Consider the following 18,380-nt stretch of genomic DNA (forward strand, 5'->3'; position numbering starts at 1 on the left):
CCTCGGCCTGCGGAACGGGGAGGGTGGCTGTGTACGACGACACGAAGTGGCCCCGCAGGTGCGGCGGGACGGGATGACGGGCGCGGAGGCGGGGTGGCCGTTGCTGCTCGGGGTGCGTCATCACGGGCCGGGGTCGGCGCGGGCGGTGCGTGCGGCGCTGGAGGCCGCCCGGCCCCGGACCGTGCTGATCGAGGGGCCGCCCGAGGCCGACGCCCTGATCCCGCTGGCGGCCGACGAGGACATGCGACCGCCGGTCGCGCTGCTCGCCCACGCCGTCGACGAGCCCGGCCGGTCGGCCTTCTGGCCGTTCGCCGAGTTCTCCCCGGAGTGGGTCGCCCTCCGCTGGGCCCTGGAACACGGGGTCCCGGCCCGCTTCATCGACCTCCCGGCCACGCACACGCTGGCGTGGGAGGGGGAAGGGGAGGGGGAAGGGGGTGGCGAGGCGCCCGGTGTCGGGGGTGTGCCCGGCGGTGGTGTGGTGCGGGGGGATCCCGTAGGGGTGTTGGCAGAGGTGGCCGGGTACGACGATGCGGAGCGGTGGTGGGAGGACGTTGTCGAGCATCGGGGTGGTGGGGCCGACGAGGATCCGTTCGCTCCGTTTGTTGTGCTCGAGGAGGCCATGGGGGCGTTGCGGGAGGCGTACGGGGACGGCGTCGGGGCGGACGGGAGTGGCCGGGATCTTGTGCGGGAGGCGTACATGCGGGTCCAGGTGAGGGCGGCGCAGCGGGAGTTCGGGGCGGACGGGGTGGCCGTGGTGTGCGGGGCGTGGCACGTGCCCGCGCTGCGCCGGAAGGCGTCCGTCGCCGCCGACCGGGCGCTGCTCAGGGGGCTGCCCAAGGTGAAGGCCGACCTGACCTGGGTGCCGTGGACGCACCGAAGGCTGGCCCGGGCCGGCGGGTACGGCGCGGGCATCGACTCGCCGGGCTGGTACGCGCATCTGTTCGGCGCGCCGGACCGGCCGGTCGAGCGCTGGCTGACGAAGGTGGCGTTCCTGCTGCGCGCGGAGGACCGGATCGTGTCCCCCGCGCACGTCATCGAGGCGGTCCGGCTGGCCGAGACGCTCGCCGCGCTGCGCGGCAGGCCGCTGCCCGGTCTCGGCGAGACGACCGACGCCGTGCGCGCGGTGCTGTGCGAGGGCTCGGACGTCCCGCTGGCGCTGGTGCGCGACCGCCTGGTGGTCGGGGACGTGCTGGGCGAGGTGCCGGCCGGCGCGCCCGCGGTGCCGTTGCAGCGCGACCTCGACCGCCTCCAGCGCCGGCTGCGGCTCAAGCCGGAGGCGGCGGAGCGGGAGCTCGCGCTCGATCTGCGCAAGGAGAACGACGCCGAGCGCGGCAGACTGCTGCACCGGCTGCGGCTGCTGCACGTCGCGTGGGGCGAGCCGGCCGTCTCGCACGGCAGCACGGGGACGTTCCGGGAGACGTGGCGGCTGCGCTGGGAGCCCGAGCTGTCCGTGCGGGTCGCCGAGGCCGGGGTATGGGGGACGACCGTGCTCGCCGCGGCCACCGCCAAGGCGGAGGCGGACGCCGTCGGCGCGCGCGGCCTCGCCGAGGTGACCGCGCTCGCCGAGCGCTGCCTCCTGGCCGGGCTGCCGGACGCGCTGCCGACGGTGATGCGGGTCCTGGCCGACCGGGCGGCCCTCGACACGGACGTCGGCCACCTCGCCCAGGCCCTGCCCGCGCTCGTCCGCTCCCTCCGCTACGGCGACGTACGCGGCACCGACACCCGCGCACTGGCGGAGGTGGCCGCGGGCCTCGCCGAACGGGTCTTCGTCGGCCTCCCGCCGGCCTGCGCCTCGCTCGACGCGGACGCGGCGGACGAGATGCGGCGCCATGTGGACGCCGTGCACGGGGCGTTGGGGATGCTCGCTGAGCCCGGTGAATCCACTGAATCCGGTGAGTCCGGTGGTCTGGCCGTCCGCTGGCGGGGTGTGCTGCGGGTGCTGGGCGGGCGGGACAGTGTGGCCGGTGTCGTCCGGGGGCGTGCCGTGCGGTTGCTTCTGGACGACGGGGAGCTGGATCCGGACGAGGCGGCGCGGCTCATGGGGCTCGCGCTGTCGCCGGGGACGCCGCCGTCGGACGCCGCCGCCTGGATCGAGGGCTTCGTCGGCGGCGGCTCCGGCGGCGGGCTGCTGCTCGTGCACGACGAACGGCTGCTCGGGCTGGTCGACGGGTGGCTCACGGCGGTGCCGGCGACGGCGTTCACGGACGTGCTTCCGCTGCTGCGGCGGACGTTCTCGGCGTACGAGCCGGGGGTGCGCAGAACGCTCGGGGAGCTGGTCCGGCGCGGTCCGGGGGAGCGAAAAGGCAGGCCGGGGGCGGGCTCCGGGACGCCCGGGTTCGCGGCCGGGCTCGACGTGGGGCGCGCGGACGCCGTCCTGCCGGTGGTGCGGCTGCTGCTGGGACAGGGGATGGGACCGGATGCCGGTGATGCCGGTGACGACGAGCTTGCGGGGGTGGGTGCATGACGACGACCGGCGCGGCGGCGACGGACACGGGTACGGGTACGGGTACGGGTACGGGCACGGACTCCGGGCAGGAGCGGCTGCGGCGCTGGCGGCTGGTCCTCGGGGGCGACACGGCGGACGGCACCGGCCACGGGCTGACCGGGCGGGACGCCGCGATGGACGGGGCGCTCACCGCGCTCTACGGGGCGGGCGACCGGGCGCGGACGGGGCGGGACCGGGCGGCGGGGCTCGGGGCGTCGGCGCCGTCCGTGGCCCGCTGGCTCGGGGACATCCGTAGGTACTTCCCGTCCTCCGTCGTGCAGGTCATGCAGCGCGACGCCATCGACCGGCTCGGGCTGTCCGCGCTGCTGCTGGAGCCGGAGATGCTGGAAGCGGTGGAGGCGGACGTGCACCTCGTCGGCACGCTGCTCTCCCTCAACCAGGCGATGCCGGAGACGACGAAGGAGACGGCACGGGCGGTCGTCCGCAAGGTCGTCGACGACCTGGAGGCGCGGCTCGCCACCCGCACCCGGGCCGCCCTCACCGGCGCCCTCGACCGGGGCGCGCGGGTCAGCCGGCCGCGCCACCACGCCGTCGACTGGAACCGCACGATCGCCGCCAACCTCAAGCACTACCTGCCCGAGTACGGGACGGTCGTGCCCGAGCGGCTCGTCGGGTACGGGAGGGCGTCGCGGTCCGTGCGGAAGGAGGTGATCCTCTGCGTCGACCAGTCGGGGTCGATGGCGCCGTCGGTGGTGTACGCGTCGGTGTTCGGGGCGGTGCTGGCGTCGATGCGGTCGATCAGCACCCGGCTCGTCGTCTTCGACACGGCGGTCGCCGACCTCACCGGCCTGCTCGACGACCCGGTGGACGTCGTGTTCGGCACCCGGCTCGGCGGCGGCACGGACATCAACCGGGCGCTCGCGTACTGCCAGACGCGGATCACCCGGCCGGCGGAAACGGTGGTGGTGCTGATCAGCGACCTGTACGAGGGCGGGATACGGGACGAGATGCTCAAGCGGGTCGCGGCGATGAAGGCGTCGGGCGTGCAGTTCGTCGCGCTGCTCGCACTGTCCGACGAAGGGGCGCCGGCCTACGACCGGGAGCACGCGGCGGCGCTCGCCGCGCTGGGCGTGCCGGCGTTCGCCTGCACACCCGAGCTGTTCCCGGAGGTCATGGCGGCGGCGATGGAGAAGCGCCCGCTGCCCGTGCCGGACCCTGCCCGAGGACGGTCCGGCCCGCGCCCCTGAGAAGGCTCCAGCCCCGTCCCCGGCCCTCACCGGCGGCACTCGGTGCCAGTGAGGGCGGCATCATGTGACAGGTATCACCGCCCAGGTGGGACTCGCGATTTAGAGGCCCCCCGCAACCAGCGCTAACCTGCGAGGCGGACATGCCGCGCGCTCGGACACCGTGTGCGCCTCCCCTGTGACTAGCGGACGTCACGTTGCCCTTCGCGGCACGCCCACGCATCCAACGAACCGCGAGATCACTGATAGGGACGGAAGCGCGTGGACCTGTTCGAGTACCAGGCGAGGGACCTCTTCGCCAAGCACGATGTACCGGTGCTGGCCGGTGAAGTCATCGACACGCCTGAGGCGGCCCGCGCAGCCACCGAGCGTCTCGGTGGCAAGTCCGTAATCAAGGCCCAGGTGAAGGTCGGCGGCCGTGGCAAGGCCGGTGGCGTGAAGCTCGCCGCCACCCCGGACGAGGCCGTCGCCCGCGCGACGGACATCCTCGGCATGGACATCAAGGGCCACACGGTCCACAAGGTGATGATCGCCGAGACCGCGCCCGAGATCGTCGAGGAGTACTACGTCTCGTACCTCCTCGACCGCACCAACCGCACCTTCCTCGCCATGGCGTCCGTCCAGGGCGGCGTGGAGATCGAGGTCGTCGCGGAGGAGAACCCCGAGGCCCTCGCGAAGGTCCCGGTCGACGCCAACGAGGGCGTCTCGATCGAGAAGGCCCGCGAGATCGTCGCGCAGGCGAAGTTCCCGGCCGACGTCGCCGAGCAGGTCGCCGAGATCCTGGTGACGCTGTGGGACACCTTCGTCAAGGAGGACGCCCTCCTCGTCGAGGTCAACCCGCTCGCCAAGGTCGCCTCCGGCAAGGTCATCGCCCTTGACGGCAAGGTGTCGCTGGACGAGAACGCCGAGTTCCGCCAGCCGGAGCACGAGGCGCTCGAGGACAAGGACTCGGCCAACCCGCTCGAGGCGGCGGCCAAGGCCAAGAACCTCAACTACGTCAAGCTCGACGGCGAGGTCGGCATCATCGGCAACGGCGCGGGTCTCGTCATGAGCACCCTGGACGTCGTCGCGTACGCCGGTGAGAACCACGGTGGCGTGAAGCCGGCCAACTTCCTCGACATCGGCGGCGGCGCGTCCGCGGCCGTGATGGCGAACGGCCTGGAGATCATCCTCGGCGACCCGGACGTCAAGTCCGTCTTCGTCAACGTCTTCGGCGGCATCACCGCGTGCGACGAGGTCGCCAACGGCATCGTGCAGGCGCTGCAGCTGCTCGCGGACAAGGGCGAGGCGGTCACCAAGCCGCTCGTCGTCCGTCTCGACGGCAACAACGCCGAGCTGGGTCGCAAGATCCTCTCCGACGCCAACCACCCGCTGGTCCAGCGCGTGGACACCATGGACGGCGCGGCCGACAAGGCCGCCGAGCTCGCGGCTGCGAAGTAAGGGACGAGGGACAGAACAGCCATGGCTATCTTCCTCACCAAGGACAGCAAGGTCATCGTCCAGGGCATGACCGGTGCCACGGGCATGAAGCACACCAAGCTCATGCTCGCGGACGGCACCAACATCGTCGGCGGCGTGAACCCGCGCAAGGCGGGCACGTCCGTCGACATCGACGGCACCGAGATCCCGGTCTTCGGCACGGTCGCCGAGGCGATCGAGAAGACGGGCGCCAACGTGTCCGTCCTCTTCGTGCCGCCGGCGTTCGCCAAGGCCGCCGTCGTCGAGGCGATCGACGCGGAGATTCCGCTCGCGGTCGTCATCACCGAGGGCATCGCCGTCCACGACTCGGCCGCGTTCTACGCGTACGCCGTGTCCAAGGGCGACAAGACCCGGATCATCGGCCCGAACTGCCCCGGTCTCATCACCCCGGGCCAGTCCAACGCCGGCATCATCCCGGGCGACATCACGAAGCCGGGCCGCATCGGCCTGGTCTCGAAGTCCGGCACGCTGACCTACCAGATGATGTACGAGCTGCGCGACATCGGCTTCTCGTCCGCCGTCGGCATCGGTGGCGACCCGGTCATCGGTACGACGCACATCGACGCGCTCGCCGCGTTCGAGGCCGACCCCGACACCGACCTGATCGTGATGATCGGTGAGATCGGCGGCGACGCCGAGGAGCGGGCCGCGGCCTTCATCAAGGACAACGTGAAGAAGCCGGTCGTCGGCTACGTCGCGGGCTTCACCGCCCCCGAGGGCAAGACGATGGGCCACGCGGGCGCGATCGTGTCCGGTTCGTCCGGTACGGCCGCCGCGAAGCAGGAGGCCCTCGAGGCCGCCGGCGTCAAGGTCGGCAAGACGCCGACCGAGACGGCGAAGCTGGCCCGCGAGATCCTCTCCGCGAGCTGAGCGGTTTTTCTTAGCTCGGCAGCTCGGCAGCTCGGCAGCTCGGCAGGCGGTTTGTGCGTTTGTCGGCTGAACGGTGGTGGGCCCGTCCCCTTGGTGGGGCGGGCCCACCACCGTTTTCCCGTGGCGAGGCGTGGCGAGGTGGGGCGGTATCGGTATCACCTCGGCTGCGGCAGCAGTCTTTCCGGGCCTTTCGCCGTTTGCGAGCGCAGCTTTGCTCGCAGCTTCAGCTCTTTGGCCGAGAGGGGGCCCGGGGCTGTCCGTGGGGGGATGCCCTGCACCGTCTCGCCGGGGGGTACCGGGGGCTCGTACCGGGTGGGGGCCGTGCGTGCGGTCAGCGCGGTCGCGCCGATGATCGCGACGGTGAACGCGATCGCCGCCCTGGTCCAGAAGCGGGCCCGGCGTTCGCCGCCCATCCGCACGGTGGGCGGCTTGGCCGCGCGCAGCCGTTCGGCGGAGGCCACCTCCGCGAGCCGGCGGTGCAGTTCGGCGGGGCTCGCCAGGTCGGGCAGCCGCGCGGCGATCGCCTCGCGCGCGTGCAGGAGCCGGTTCGCGGCGGCGGGCGTGCTCGCCTCCGTCTCCGCCGCCGTCTCCGGCAGGTCGAGGCCGACGCCGTCGTAGAGGAGGAGCGTGCGGCGGTACGGGGCCGGGAGGGTGAGGAGGACGTCCAGCAGCGCGCGGTCGGACGCGTCGGCCGGGGGCGGTTCCGGGTGGCGGAAACGGGGGCGGAACCGGTGCCAGGGGGAGAGCGCGTACTCGTACGCCGTCGCCCGTACCCAGCTTGCCGGGTCGCGGTCCACGGCCACCTCGGGCCAGCGCTGCCAGGCCAGTTGGAAGGCCTGCTCGACCGACTCGCGCGCGAGTTCGCGGCGGCCGCAGAGCAGGTAGGTCTGGCGGACGAGGGCGGGGGCGCAGAAGGCGTAGAGGGCGTCGAAGGCCTGAGCCGGGGTCAGGGTGGAGGGGGCGGGTGGGGCAGGCGGGGTGGACTTCCTTGTCGGGCACGCCGTCACCTGGGGTCGAGGCGCTGCCTCCTGGGTGTTCGTCACCTTGTCCGCCTTGGTCAGCGATGCCGGCAGGTTCGCGTCCCGAGCGGCAGGGCTCTGCGTCACAGGGTGCCCCTTCGCCCGAAAAAGTACATAAACGCATATTGAGCGACACAACGGTAGTTCGCCTGTTACGACGGGAAAGCGCGTGTCGTTGGGAGCATGACGGTCGTGATCCAGATGACCGCTCGCCGACTGCCGTTGTCGCCCCTGCTCACCCGGATGCGCGACCGTACTCCCGGACTGGCCGCCAGCCTCCTGGGTGGTGTCCTCGCGGCCGGGCTGGGGCTCGGTTCGTTCGCCGTGCTCGTGATGGTGCTGTGGATCAGTTCGCCGTATCCGGACAGCGGGCCGGGGGGTGCGCTGCATGTCGCCGCCGCGCTGTGGCTGCTGGCGCACGGTGCGGAAGTGGTGCGCGTCGACACGCTGTCCGGGGTTCCGGCGCCGGTCGGCGTCACACCCCTGCTGCTGCTCGCGCTGCCGGTGTGGCTGGTGCGGCGCGCTGCGCGGGACGCGGTGGAGGGGGGAGGCGGTGGGAGTGACGTAGGTGGTGATGACGGTGGCCGTGGCCGTGGCCGTGGCCGTGGCCGTGGCGGTGGCGGTGGCGGTGAGGGTGCTGTGTTCGTGAGTGCGCGTACGGCGTGGGTGGGTGTCGTGGTCGGGTATCTCGCCGTCGGGGCCGGTGCCGCTTTTTATGCCGGTGCCGGTGGTGGGTTGCGGCCCTCGTGGGTGTGGACGGCGGTGTGTGTGCCGGTGGTCGCCGTGCTGGCCGCCGGGGCGGGGGTCTGGTCGGCTTACGGTCGTCCGCGCGGGCCTGTGGAGAGCGTGCTGCTCGTGTTGCCGCGCGAGGTGCGGCGGTTGTTCCTCGGGGCGGACGAGCGGGAGCGGCTCGGTGTCGCCGGGCGGGCCGCGGGGGCCGGGGCGGCGGTGCTCGTGGGGGGCGGGGGGTTGCTGGTGGCGGTGTCGTCGGTGTGGCACGCCGGTGCTGCTCGGGAGGCGTTTCTGCAGCTCACGGAGGGGTGGTCGGGACGGTTCGCGGTGCTGTTGCTGTGCGTGGCGCTGGTGCCGAACGCGGCGGTGTGGGGGGCGGCGTATGCGCTCGGGCCGGGGTACGTCCTCGGCGCCGGGCATGTGGTGGCGCCGCTGTCCTCGGATCCGGCGCCCTTGTTGCCGCCGTTTCCGTTGCTGGCGGCGGTGCCGGAGGCGGGGGGCGGGACGTGGTGGAACTGGGCGGCGGGGTTGGTGCCGGTGGTGGCTGGAGTGGCGGTGGGGGTTTTTGTGGCTCGCGCGGCGGGGGCGGGAGCCGGGGCCGGGGCGGGGGCGGGGGCAGGGGGTTCGGCCGGGGGTGGTTGGTCGCGGGGGAGGACTGTGGGGGTTGTGGTGCTGGCGGGAGTGGGGTGCGGGGTGCTGTTGGGTGGGCTTGCGGGGTTGGCCGGGGGGCCGCTGGGGGTTGCCGCGTTGGCTCGGTTCGGGCCGGTGTGGTGGCAGGTGGGGGGTGCGGTGGTGTTGTGGGTCGTGGGAGTGGGGGTGCCGGTGGCCGTGGGGGTGCGGGGGTGGCGGCGGCGTCGGGAGTGGGTGTGGGGGGCTTGGAGAGGGTGGCGGGTGTGGACGGGGTGGAAGTGGAAGGGGCAGAAGGGGCGGAAGGGGCGGAAGAGCTGGGGGCGGCGGGGAGTGGGGGGTGGTGTGGCGGGGGTGGAGACCGTGGAGCCGGTGGAGGCTGTGGAGTCGGAGCTGTACGACTTCGCGCCGGTTGAACCTGTCGTGCCTAACGCGCCTGACGTACCTGTCGTGCCAGACGCACGTGACGTACCTGTCGCACGTGACGTACCTGTCGTGGTGGACCCGGTGTGGCATGACGATGCGGCTCGGGAGGCTCGTTGGGCGGCGTTGCGGGAGGCGGGGGAGGAGGGGCCGTGACCGGTGCCGCGTTCTTCGCCCCCGCCGCCCCTGCCCGTCCCCATCCCTGGGGGCTGCGCCCTCAGACCCCCGCTGTCGGCCCTTAAGGGGCCTCGTCCTCAGGCTCCCCCAGAGGGGGGACCCCCAACGGGCTGGATGACGCGGACCGGCGTCGAGGAATCCGCCCCTCAGGGGCCGCCCCCTCACGCCTCACGGGGCACCCCCCTCACGCGGCACCCCTCCCTCACGGGTCCTCAGGCGTTGGCCCCCAAGATCCCCTTCAGTTCCTTGGGCAGCAGGTCGCTGCAGGCCTGCTTCGACTTGTTGGTGAGGGCGTCGTTTGTGCAGGTGTAGTAGTCGCTGTAGGCCAGTTGGGCGGTGAAGGTGGCGGCGACCAGGGCCAGGGCCAGGGAGGCGGTGACCAGGCCGCTGATGGCGGCTGTTCGCTGGGGGCGGCCGGTGGTCTCGGGGGTGGCCGGGGTGTCGGGGTCGGGGGTGCGGGGCTTGGCGCGTAGGGCGCTGATTCCCCAGTTCAGGGCCAGCGCGCCGAGCAGCAGGGCCACGTACGGCCAGCCGAAGAGGGCGAAGAAGAAGGCCCACATGCCGCAGAGCAGCGCGTAGCGCGCGCGGCGCTGGCCGGGGTCCGTGGGGTCCCAGCGCTTGCCGGGTTCCGTGCCGCCGCCCTCGGGGTTGTTGCCGCCGCCGCCGGGGCGGTCGCCGAAGCTGCCGGGGGCGCGGCCGGGCTGCTGGTCGCTCCACTGGCCGCCCCACGGCGGACGCCCGCCCTCGGGGGCACCACCCGCCGGGGGCCGGGGCTGCCACGGGCTGTCCGGCGTGCCTTCCGGCGGCGGCGCGAAGGGGTTGTCGGGCTTGTTGGATTTTTTGGAGTTGTCCGACCCGTTTTCGTTCTCCGGCGCGTCCGGCGCGTCCGGCGGGGACTGTGGGCGCTCCCGCAGCAGCACGGCGCCGCGCTCCCCTCCCTGCGGTGACTGCGGGGGGAGCGTGAGGAGTCGCAGGCTGCGGTCCGGCATCAAGTGAGCGTCTTCCCCTAGGTGATCTGGCTTAGGTGATCTGGCTGTCTGGCGTGAGCTGTCACTTCGGCAACGCACCACACCACTACCGCGTTCCCGAGCCCACTCGCCCCAGACGCTACCTTCCGGCCACGCCCCCGTCCCGTGGGGGCCGCCCGGTGTGCCGGTATCGTTGCTGGCGGTCGGCTGCTTCGTAGGCTTCCCCGTATCCGGGGGCTCGATGCATTCGTATGAACGTACAAGAACGTACAAGAATGTGCAGTCGGCCGGACCGGCTTCACACTTCACATGCTTCTCCGAACTTGCTTTCCGAACATGCTTCTCCGAAGAAAGGGCCCCACCGTGGCCGCCAAGCCGCCCGTGGCCAAGCGCCTTGTCGTGCTGGTCTCCGGATCCGGTACGAATCTGCAGGCTCTCCTCGACGGCATCGCGGCCGTCGGAGTCGAGGCCTACGGCGCTGAGATCGTGGCCGTCGGGGCCGACCGGGACGGTGTCGAGGGGCTCGCCCGTGCCGAGCGGGCCGGGATTCCCACGTTCGTCCGCCGGGTCAAGGACTTCGGCACCCGGGAGGAGTGGGACGCCGCGCTCGCCGAGGCGGTGGCCGCTCACGAGCCCGACCTCGTCGTCTCCGCCGGGTTCATGAAGATCGTGGGGAAAGAGTTCCTGGCGCGGTTCGGGGGGCGGGTCGTGAACACGCACCCGGCCCTGCTGCCCAGTTTTCCGGGGGCCCACGGGGTGCGGGACGCGCTCGCGTACGGCGCTCGGGTCACCGGCTGCACCGTCCACTTCGTCGACGACGGTGTCGACACCGGACCGATCATCGCCCAGGGCGTGGTCGAGGTCCGGGACGAGGACGACGAGAGCGCTCTGCACGAGCGCATCAAGGAAGTCGAGCGAAGGCTGCTCGTCGAGGTCGTGGGGCGGCTCGCCCGCAACGGCTATCGCATTGAGGGACGAAAGGTAGTTATCCAGTGACCGCCGACAGCGACAGCAACAGCACTGTCACGGCTGCGAGCAGCAAGCGGGGCATCCGTCGCGCGCTCGTCAGCGTCTACGACAAGACCGGTCTGGAAGAGCTCGCGCGCGGGCTGCACGAAGGCGGCGTCGAGCTCGTCTCCACCGGGTCCACCGCCTCCCGTATCGCCGCCGCCGGCGTCCCCGTCACCAAGGTCGAGGAGCTCACCGGCTTCCCCGAGTGCCTGGACGGCCGGGTCAAGACCCTGCACCCCAAGGTGCACGCCGGCATCCTCGCCGACCTGCGGCTGGAGAGCCACCGTGAGCAGCTCGCCGAGCTGGGCGTCGAGCCGTTCGACCTGGTCGTCGTCAACCTCTACCCGTTCCGCGAGACCGTCGCCTCGGGTGCCTCGGCGGACGAGTGCGTCGAGCAGATCGACATCGGCGGGCCGTCCATGGTGCGCGCCGCCGCCAAGAACCACCCGTCGGTGGCCGTGGTCACCAGCCCCGCGCGGTACGGCGACGTCCTCGCGGCCGTGCGGGACGGCGGGTTCGACCTCGCCGCCCGCAAGCGGCTCGCCGCCGAGGCCTTCCAGCACACGGCCGCCTACGACGTGGCCGTCGCCTCCTGGTTCGCCTCCTCCTACGCGCCCGTCGACGAGTCGAGGTTCCCCGACTTCCTCGGCGGCACCTGGGAGCGCAAGAGCACCCTCCGTTACGGCGAGAACCCGCACCAGCCCGCCGCGCTCTACGTCGACGGCGGTGGCGCCGGTCTCGCGCAGGCCGAGCAGTTGCACGGCAAGGAGATGTCGTACAACAACTACACGGACACGGACGCCGCGCACCGTGCCGCCTACGACCACGCCGAGCCGGCCGTCGCGATCATCAAGCACGCCAACCCGTGCGGGATCGCGGTCGGCGCGGACGTCGCGGAGGCGCACCGCAAGGCGCACGCGTGTGACCCGCTGTCGGCCTTCGGCGGCGTCATCGCCGTGAACCGGCCGGTCAGCAAGGAGATGGCGGAGCAGGTCGCGGAGATCTTCACCGAGGTCATCGTCGCGCCGGACTACGAGGAGGGGGCCCTCGAAGCCCTCGCCAAGAAGAAGAACATCCGCGTGCTGAAGGCCCCCGCCGGTCCTTCCAGCACCGTCGAGCTGAAGCCCATCGGCGGCGGCGCGCTGCTCCAGGTCGCCGACCGGCTCCAGGCCGACGGCGACGACCCGGCCGCCTGGACCCTCGCGACCGGCGAGGCCCTCAGCCCGGCCGAGCTTGCGGAACTCTCCTTCGCCTGGAAGGCGTGCCGGGCCGTCAAGTCCAACGCCATCCTGATCGCCAAGGACGGCGCGTCGGTCGGCGTCGGCATGGGCCAGGTCAACCGGGTCGACAGCGCGAAGCTGGCCGTCGAGCGCGCCGGCGCGGAGCGGGCGCGGGGCGCGTACGCCGCCTCCGACGCCTTCTTCCCCTTCCCGGACGGGCTCGAAGTCCTCGTCGAGGCGGGCGTCAAGGCCGTGGTCCAGCCCGGCGGTTCGGTCCGCGACGAGCTGGTCGTCGAGGCCGCGAAGAAGGCAGGCGTCACGATGTACTTCACCGGGACGCGGCACTTCTTCCACTGACACTGACACTGACACTGACACTGAGTTGACGTGTACGTAGGGGGCGGTGGCCGGAGACGGCCGCCGCCCCTTTCAGCTGTACAGCTCGCACCACACCGTCTTGCCCGCCGGTGTCAGCCACACGCCCCAGCGGTGTGCGATCGCGTCGAGCAGCAGCAGGCCCCGGCCGGTCTCGTCGTCCGGGGCCGGCTGCCGTGAGATGAGCCAGGAGTGGGCGTCGGGGTCGGTGACCTCCAGCCGGGTCCGGCCGCCCGGCGAGCGGAACACGCGGACGGTCACCGGAGTGCCCTCGCCGACATGCGCGATCACGTTCGTCAGCAACTCACTGACGCAGAGCTGGGCTTCAGGGCAGGGCGCGCCGCCCAGATGCTCGCGCACCGCCTGACGGACCTCGGGGACCGCCTTCGGGAGCGCGAGCAGGTCGAACACGAGCGGTTTCACCGGTCGGCCGCCTTGCGCAGGACGACGGTCAGGGCGCGGGCGGCGGCCGCGTTGCAGTTGCCGAGCGCGACGAGGGGCTGCGCGTAGTACGTACTCGCGAAGGTCGGCAGGTCGACGCCGAGAGAGGGGAGCGTGATGCCGTTCGCCGCGAGTGCGGCGCGGAGTTCCGCGACGGCGGTCTCGGTGTCGGTGCCTGTGTTGGTGCCGGGGTGGGGGGTCATGGGGGATGCCTCCGTGTGCGTTCTGTGATGAATCGCTCACAGACTGGCATTCGGCGTCGTACCGTAAAAGAGGTTTCAGGTGCGCACGGCAACTTGGGAAACGGCGGTGGTGGGTTGTGCCCGCGAAGAAGGACCCTGACGCTTCGGCGAGTGTCCCCTCCTTTTACGGCGCTGAGTTGCGCTACAAGAGGGAGCAAGCGGGACTGACTCTGGAGCAGTTGGCCGAGGGAAGCTTCCGGGGGATCTCGTTCCTCAGCCAGATCGAGCGCGGCGAGCGGCGGATGCCGGTGGATCTCGCCCGGCACGTGGACCAGAAGCTGGACACGGACGGCTTTTTCGAGCGGCGGTGTGAAGACGCGGCCAAGGCGCGGAACTCGGGGCATCCGCTGCACTTCCAGGACGTGCCGGACCTGGAGAAGCAGGCGAAGACGCTGGAGGAGTGGGGGCCCAATGTCATTCCGGGGCTACTTCAAACCGGGAATTACATGCGGGGCCTCATTCGGTACGGGGCACCCTTCACGCCGCCAGAGTTGGTCGAGGACCGTGTCCGTGCCCGGGTGGCGCGGGGGGAACTGTGGAAACGCGCGGATCGACCCACCTACTGGGGCATCGTGCGGGAGTCGGTCATCCGGCACACACCCCTTCCACCGGCGGAGATGGCCCAGCAGTTGGAGCACATCCTCGACGTGATCCGGTCCTCGCAGAGCGTTCTCCAGATCGTTCCGGAAACGACCCGCTGGCATCCCCTCGGTCACGGCATGGCCAAGATCATGACCTTCGCCGAGGCTCCGCCGCTGGTGTGGACGGAAGCCAATTTCGACGGGCAGATCGTGGACTTTCCGTCCCTCGTGGACCAGTACCGGAGGTCGTACGATCTGCTCAGGGCCGTCGCACTCGCACCAGAGACGTCCCTTGCCCTGATCGAAGAAGCAGCGAGGACCTACAGAGATGAAGCCCAGCAAGAGGCTTGACCTGAACTCCGCCGCCTGGCGCAAGAGCAGCTACAGCGATGAGCTGGGCTCCGACTGTGTCGAAGTAGCTGACAACTTCCCCGGTGTCATTCCCGTCATCCCCGTCCGCGACTCCAAGAACCCCCAAGGCCCCGCCGTCGTCTTCCCGGCGGGGGCCTGGGCCGCGTTTCTCAGCGGGTTGAAGGAGTAGGGGAGTCAGCGCGCCGCGTGGCTCAGGTCAGCCAGGTCGCGCACGCGCTTGCGGTCACCCAGCGGTGGGAGCGGATGTTGTTGTCGACGATGGGGCGGCCACCGTTGAACGAGTTGTCGGACAGGTTGTCTGCGAAGTACTCGTTGGGCGAGAGACAGGTGTACGTCTCCTCGTAGTTCTGCCAGAACCAGAACTGGACGACGTCCCGGCCGCCGGTGTAGCCGGCGTTCATGACGGACGACGCCCTGTCCCAGGCGCCCGCGAAACCGCCGCCGGCGGCGTTCCAGTCCGGGTCGTCGCCGGCGGTCTGGCCGAGCAGCGCGCCCTGGCAGTCGTAGCCGTCCCAGGCGTAGACGTTGCCGTTGCGGCCCGGCCACTTGTTGTTGCAGCCCGTGGCCTGGACACCCGTGTCGGCCGCCTGGGCGGTCGTCGCGGGCACGGTCAGCCCGAGCGCGGTCAGGCCGATGACGGCCGCCGTGATGGCGAACTTGCGCATGATGGTTCCCCTCGTTTCGTGAACTGCTCGCCTGCTTCAGGCGCGTTGCGGCACGATCTGCACCGCTCGGTCGTACGCCTGGTGCTGGAGGCGCCGGTAGGTGTCGAGCGCCTTGCCGTACCGGGTCGGTAGCCGGTCGACGTAGTGGGTTTCGCGGGCCGCGGCCACCGACTTCAGGGAGGTCGTGCGGGCGCATGTGGCGTCGGCGACCGCGGTCGTCCGTTCGGTCGCGAACGCCTTGTCGGCGCCGGCCGTTCCCAGCCGCGCGGTGTTCTCGCGCATCGCGTCACGGGCCGCCTGCGGGTCCGGGTAGGTCAGGCCGGACTTCTTCATGCACCGGGACCAGGCGGCCACGGCGGTGGTCAGTTGCCGGTCGCGCATCAGGTCGGCGGCGTACAGCGCGTTCAGGCCGGTGGCGGTCTTGGCCGCGCGGAACCAGTCGCCGGGGTCGCCGTAGAGGGTCTTCTCCGCCTCCGCCGTGCAGCCGCCGAGGCGTTTACGCACCTCCCGGTTGCTGCCGGGCAGCTCGGCCGAGACCACCTGGACGTCGCTCCCGCTGCCGTTGCCGCCGTCGAGCGCCTTGTCGAAGGCGGCACGGCGTTCGGCGGACAGGCCCTGCCGGTAGGCGGCGATGGGGTTGTGCAGCCGTACCTGCTCCTGCTCGGCGTCGATCCGGCCGCCGTACCCGTACGTCCGCGCCCACGCCACGTCGTCCTGCACGAACCGCACCGGCATGCTCTCGCGCAGGGTCAGGCCACGGTCCTCCCCGTACGTGAAGCCGTGCCGCTTCATGCACCGGGAGGTGAGGCGCTGCTCGGCGTCGGAGAGGCGGAGTTCCTGCTGCCAGGTCAGCGGCTGCGGCCGGGCCGCGCCGTCAGAGGACCCCGAGGCCTTGGTGCTCTGGCTGTCCTGAGAGCAGCCGGTCACCGCCGTGGCCGCCGTGAGCGCCGCGATCGTGCACAGTGCGGCGAGCGCCCGCTGCATGGTCGTACCCCCGTCGTCCGTAGTCCCGTAGTCCCGTAGTCCCGTGGGTGGAGACCGGACGGTGTCCGGCCCACCCCCGAGGGGGCCGGACAACGCCCGGCGTGCAACCACGGTGGCGGGAAACGGCGGGCGGCGGTACCTCGGACTTCTCAGGGTCACGTCCGGCCGGGGGGCGTGTACTCCTTGAGGTAGTGGGCGATCCGGGTCGCGTAGTCGCGGTTCTTCGGGGGGACGCCGCCCGCCTTGTTCACGTTGTCCCACGAGGTGCGGTAGGCGACGGCGACCAATACGCGCCGGTCGCCGGGGAGTTGGTCGTTCAGGCGCGGCGCGATCCAGCACAGGTAGCGGCCCATCGCCGGGATGGACTCGGCCGGCGGGAAGGGCGGCGACGGGACGGTCTCGCCGGGGGTGCCGTCGGCGTTCATCCACCAGCGCAGCACGCTCGGGGTCCAGCGGGCGATGCCGTACTCGTTCCGGGCGGGGTCGGAGAGGCCGGGATCGAAGTCGCTCTCCACCTTCAGCATGGCGGCGATCAGGGAGGCGGTGACGGACGACTGACGGCAGTCCCGCGCCGTCTCGACGATCAGCAGCCGGTACGCGGCCGGTACGCCCTTGTCGGTGCGCAGCTCCACGGCGCCGTACTGCGCGGTGGTGTCCGCCGTGACACTCGCGCCGCCTGCACCGCCCGTTTTGCCGTCGCCGGAGTTTCCGGAGTCACCGCCGCCCGTCCAGGCGCTGACGCCGTAGCCGAGGGCCGCCAGGGCGACGGCCGTGAGCGCGCCGGCCAGGACGGTCGTACGACGACGGGACGGGCGGCGGCTGGACGGCGTCGTCGTGCCGGTGACCGTCTCCACCCGGCGCAGCAGGTCCTCCGTGCCGATCCGGTCGGCGTGCGTGCGGGCCAGGCAGGCGCCGACGATCTCCCGCCAGGGGGCCGGGAGTTCGGGCGACAGACGCAGTTCGGCGGTGCCGCGCGCGTAGGCGACGGCCGCGTCGCGGCGGGCCGTCGGGGTGCCGCCGGGCAGCGGGAAGGAGCCGGTGAGGACGAGGTGGGCGAGGACGCCGAAGGCCCAGACGTCGGCGGACGGGCGGATCCGGCGGCCCCGTTCGCCGATCTCGGCCCACAGCAGCTCGGGCGGGGTGTAGTCGGGGGTGGAGAAGGCGGGCGTGTAGGCGTGGGTGCCTTCGAGTTCGGCGGCCATGTTGAAGTCGGCGAGCCGGGCCGAACCGTCCTTCATCAGCAGGACGTTGGCCGGCTTGAGGTCCCCGTGCACCCAGCCCGCCCCGTGCAACTGGGCCAGCCCGGCGCAGACTTGGGCGAGCAGCGCCGGACCGGCCGTGGGCGCGGCGGCGCGTTTCAGCAGCGCCGACAGCGAGTCGTCGGCCTTCTCCAGCACCAGCACGGTGGCGCCGTCGAGTTCGGGTCGGGACGGGTCGTCCACGGTGAGGGTCTCGTAGAGGCGGATGAGGCGCGGGCTGCTGAGCCGGCTCAGCAACTCCACCTCGCGCTCAGCGAGTTCACGCAGATGGGTGAGCTGGCGGGGGGTACGGGTGCCGGTGGGAAGGAACTTGAGGGCGGCCGTCACGGGTACATCGGACGCGTCCGGTACGTCTGCGTGGGCATCGTTGTCGGGAGGATGACGCCGGGCCGCGTACACGCTGCCGAACGCGCCGGTCGCGATCGGCTCCCGCACCTCCCAGCCGCCCACCCGGTAGCCCCTGGGCACCCGGACGGCGTACGGCTCGGGCTCGGTCACCGCACCGCCGTCCGGTCGACGGGGGTGGGCGTGGCCGCCGCCAGGACGGCGAGGTCGTCCTCGCGCACCAGGTCGAAGCGGAGCGCCATGGACACCAGGGACTCCTTCTTGCCGTTGAGCCTCGGTCCCGGGTCCGCGGTGTCGGGGCCGGGCTTGAGGCGCAGTTTCACGGCGAGGTAGTCGATGTTCCACTGCACGGACGTACGGGAGGCGGCGGGCCAGCCCGGACGCAGCCGCGCGACGACCTGGTCGACGGTCGGCAGCGGGGCGTGCGGCGCGCCGCGCAGCCGGGGTTCGCACAGCGCGGCCAGGACCGCGAAGTACCGCTTGCCCCGGTCCAGGGAGAACGCGGGCGCCGTGGGCGCGCCGTCCAGGCCCGACGCCGTGCCCAGGTAGTCGTGGCGCGGCGCCCACACCTCGAACGTCAGCAGGTCGCCCGCCGCGGGCAGCACGATCCGGGCGAACTCGAAGGGGACGGGCGCGTCCAGCCGTCCGGGCGCGACCTTGATGTGCTCGCCGGCGCCCTCAGGGTTCTCCACGACGTATGTCTGGTCGCGGCTGAAATTGCTCAGTATCCAGAACGCGCCCTGCGCGGTGATCTCCCCGGCCCGCCGGGAGACGCCCTCGTGCGGGATCTCCAGGTCGTTGGCCCGCGCCGACCGTCCGAAGGTCAGCCGCTCACCGGGGGCGAGCCGCAGCCGCCCGGACTCGTGGCCGCCGCGTCCGTCCTCCCGCTGGACCTGAGGT

The 18,380-nt window shown here is 72.1% G+C and carries 17 protein-coding genes; 9 read left to right on the forward strand and 8 right to left on the reverse strand.

What is annotated here, in order from left to right:
- Nucleotides 1–73 precede the first annotated feature (73 nt).
- The 4 genes from OG352_RS26690 (at nucleotide 74) to sucD (ending at nucleotide 6,039) form a co-directional block, all read left to right on the forward strand.
- Entirely contained in the window at nucleotides 74–2,464 is a 2,391-nt protein-coding gene (locus OG352_RS26690; RefSeq protein ID WP_329223974.1) for a DUF5682 family protein, read from the forward strand.
- Nucleotides 2,461–3,693, forward strand: a complete 1,233-nt coding sequence (locus OG352_RS26695) for a VWA domain-containing protein (RefSeq protein ID WP_329220343.1) — start codon at nucleotides 2,461–2,463, stop codon at nucleotides 3,691–3,693. The genes OG352_RS26690 and OG352_RS26695 overlap by 4 nt, the downstream gene beginning before the upstream one ends.
- Before the next feature lie 258 nt (nucleotides 3,694–3,951).
- Complete coding sequence (sucC, locus tag OG352_RS26700) at nucleotides 3,952–5,130, forward strand: ADP-forming succinate--CoA ligase subunit beta (RefSeq protein ID WP_329220345.1); 1,179 nt, start codon at nucleotides 3,952–3,954, stop codon at nucleotides 5,128–5,130.
- Between the two features lie 21 nt (nucleotides 5,131–5,151).
- Nucleotides 5,152–6,039, forward strand: a complete 888-nt coding sequence (gene sucD / locus OG352_RS26705) for a succinate--CoA ligase subunit alpha (RefSeq protein WP_329220346.1) — start codon at nucleotides 5,152–5,154, stop codon at nucleotides 6,037–6,039.
- 155 nt (nucleotides 6,040–6,194) lie between these two features.
- On the opposite strand, the gene OG352_RS26710 is transcribed toward sucD, so the two are convergent.
- A complete protein-coding gene (locus OG352_RS26710; protein WP_329223975.1) occupies nucleotides 6,195–7,046 on the reverse strand; it encodes an RNA polymerase sigma factor in 852 nt (283 codons plus the stop codon).
- A gap of 195 nt (nucleotides 7,047–7,241) precedes the next feature.
- Here OG352_RS26710 and OG352_RS26715 point away from each other — a divergent pair, with 195 nt between their 5' ends.
- The gene (locus OG352_RS26715; RefSeq protein ID WP_329220348.1) at nucleotides 7,242–8,996 is read left to right on the forward strand and encodes a cell division protein PerM; all 1,755 of its coding nucleotides are present in this window, start codon (nucleotides 7,242–7,244) and stop codon (nucleotides 8,994–8,996) included.
- 233 nt (nucleotides 8,997–9,229) lie between these two features.
- Here the strand turns inward: OG352_RS26715 and OG352_RS26720 are convergent, their stop codons facing one another.
- On the reverse strand, nucleotides 9,230–10,006 hold the full coding sequence (locus OG352_RS26720) for a hypothetical protein (RefSeq protein WP_329220350.1): 777 nt from the start codon (nucleotides 10,004–10,006) through the stop codon (nucleotides 9,230–9,232).
- 315 nt (nucleotides 10,007–10,321) lie between these two features.
- Between OG352_RS26720 and purN the strand changes: the two genes are divergently transcribed.
- The gene (gene purN / locus OG352_RS26725) at nucleotides 10,322–10,981 is read left to right on the forward strand and encodes a phosphoribosylglycinamide formyltransferase (RefSeq protein WP_443072343.1); all 660 of its coding nucleotides are present in this window, start codon (nucleotides 10,322–10,324) and stop codon (nucleotides 10,979–10,981) included.
- Nucleotides 10,978–12,573, forward strand: a complete 1,596-nt coding sequence (gene purH / locus OG352_RS26730) for a bifunctional phosphoribosylaminoimidazolecarboxamide formyltransferase/IMP cyclohydrolase (RefSeq protein WP_329220351.1) — start codon at nucleotides 10,978–10,980, stop codon at nucleotides 12,571–12,573. Before purN ends, purH begins: the two co-directional genes overlap by 4 nt.
- Nucleotides 12,574–12,645: 72 nt before the next feature.
- On the opposite strand, the gene OG352_RS26735 is transcribed toward purH, so the two are convergent.
- On the reverse strand, nucleotides 12,646–13,014 hold the full coding sequence (locus OG352_RS26735; RefSeq protein WP_329220352.1) for an ATP-binding protein: 369 nt from the start codon (nucleotides 13,012–13,014) through the stop codon (nucleotides 12,646–12,648).
- Nucleotides 13,011–13,235: a hypothetical protein gene (locus OG352_RS26740; protein ID WP_329220354.1), complete on the reverse strand. Its 225-nt coding sequence runs from the start codon at nucleotides 13,233–13,235 to the stop codon at nucleotides 13,011–13,013. Before OG352_RS26740 ends, OG352_RS26735 begins: the two co-directional genes overlap by 4 nt.
- A 116-nt stretch (nucleotides 13,236–13,351) precedes the next feature.
- On the opposite strand from OG352_RS26740, the gene OG352_RS26745 reads away from it, so the two are divergent.
- The gene (locus OG352_RS26745) at nucleotides 13,352–14,206 is read left to right on the forward strand and encodes a helix-turn-helix domain-containing protein (RefSeq protein ID WP_329220356.1); all 855 of its coding nucleotides are present in this window, start codon (nucleotides 13,352–13,354) and stop codon (nucleotides 14,204–14,206) included.
- Nucleotides 14,184–14,396, forward strand: a complete 213-nt coding sequence (locus OG352_RS26750) for a DUF397 domain-containing protein (RefSeq protein WP_329220357.1) — start codon at nucleotides 14,184–14,186, stop codon at nucleotides 14,394–14,396. The genes OG352_RS26745 and OG352_RS26750 overlap by 23 nt, the downstream gene beginning before the upstream one ends.
- 22 nt (nucleotides 14,397–14,418) lie before the next feature.
- Here the strand turns inward: OG352_RS26750 and OG352_RS26755 are convergent, their stop codons facing one another.
- The 4 genes from OG352_RS26755 to OG352_RS26770 form a co-directional block, all read right to left on the reverse strand.
- The gene (locus OG352_RS26755) at nucleotides 14,419–14,892 is read right to left on the reverse strand and encodes a hypothetical protein (protein WP_329220359.1); all 474 of its coding nucleotides are present in this window, start codon (nucleotides 14,890–14,892) and stop codon (nucleotides 14,419–14,421) included.
- A gap of 36 nt (nucleotides 14,893–14,928) precedes the next feature.
- A complete protein-coding gene (locus OG352_RS26760; protein WP_329220361.1) occupies nucleotides 14,929–15,876 on the reverse strand; it encodes a hypothetical protein in 948 nt (315 codons plus the stop codon).
- 155 nt (nucleotides 15,877–16,031) lie between these two features.
- On the reverse strand, nucleotides 16,032–17,633 hold the full coding sequence (locus OG352_RS26765) for a protein kinase domain-containing protein (protein WP_329220362.1): 1,602 nt from the start codon (nucleotides 17,631–17,633) through the stop codon (nucleotides 16,032–16,034).
- A complete protein-coding gene (locus OG352_RS26770) occupies nucleotides 17,630–18,331 on the reverse strand; it encodes an FHA domain-containing protein (protein ID WP_329223977.1) in 702 nt (233 codons plus the stop codon). The genes OG352_RS26765 and OG352_RS26770 overlap by 4 nt, the downstream gene beginning before the upstream one ends.
- Between the last annotated feature and the right edge of the window lie 49 nt (nucleotides 18,332–18,380).

The sequence above is a fragment of the Streptomyces sp. NBC_01485 genome (assembly GCF_036227125.1).
GTDB lineage: Bacteria > Actinomycetota > Actinomycetes > Streptomycetales > Streptomycetaceae > Streptomyces.

What these genes read in the sequence shown, in the direction of transcription:
- OG352_RS26690 (WP_329223974.1), top strand. Translation starts at nt 74, where the DNA reads ATGACGGGCGCGGAGGCGGGGTGGCCGTTGCTGCTCGGGGTGCGTCAT.
- OG352_RS26695 (WP_329220343.1), top strand. Translation starts at nt 2,461, where the DNA reads ATGACGACGACCGGCGCGGCGGCGACGGACACGGGTACGGGTACGGGT.
- sucD (WP_329220346.1), top strand. Translation starts at nt 5,152, where the DNA reads ATGGCTATCTTCCTCACCAAGGACAGCAAGGTCATCGTCCAGGGCATG.
- OG352_RS26715 (WP_329220348.1), top strand. Translation starts at nt 7,242, where the DNA reads ATGACGGTCGTGATCCAGATGACCGCTCGCCGACTGCCGTTGTCGCCC.
- OG352_RS26720 (WP_329220350.1), bottom strand. Translation starts at nt 10,006, where the DNA reads ATGCCGGACCGCAGCCTGCGACTCCTCACGCTCCCCCCGCAGTCACCG.
- purN (WP_443072343.1), top strand. Translation starts at nt 10,322, where the DNA reads ATGCTTCTCCGAAGAAAGGGCCCCACCGTGGCCGCCAAGCCGCCCGTG.
- OG352_RS26740 (WP_329220354.1), bottom strand. Translation starts at nt 13,235, where the DNA reads ATGACCCCCCACCCCGGCACCAACACAGGCACCGACACCGAGACCGCC.
- OG352_RS26750 (WP_329220357.1), top strand. Translation starts at nt 14,184, where the DNA reads ATGAAGCCCAGCAAGAGGCTTGACCTGAACTCCGCCGCCTGGCGCAAG.
- OG352_RS26755 (WP_329220359.1), bottom strand. Translation starts at nt 14,892, where the DNA reads ATGCGCAAGTTCGCCATCACGGCGGCCGTCATCGGCCTGACCGCGCTC.
- OG352_RS26760 (WP_329220361.1), bottom strand. Translation starts at nt 15,876, where the DNA reads ATGCAGCGGGCGCTCGCCGCACTGTGCACGATCGCGGCGCTCACGGCG.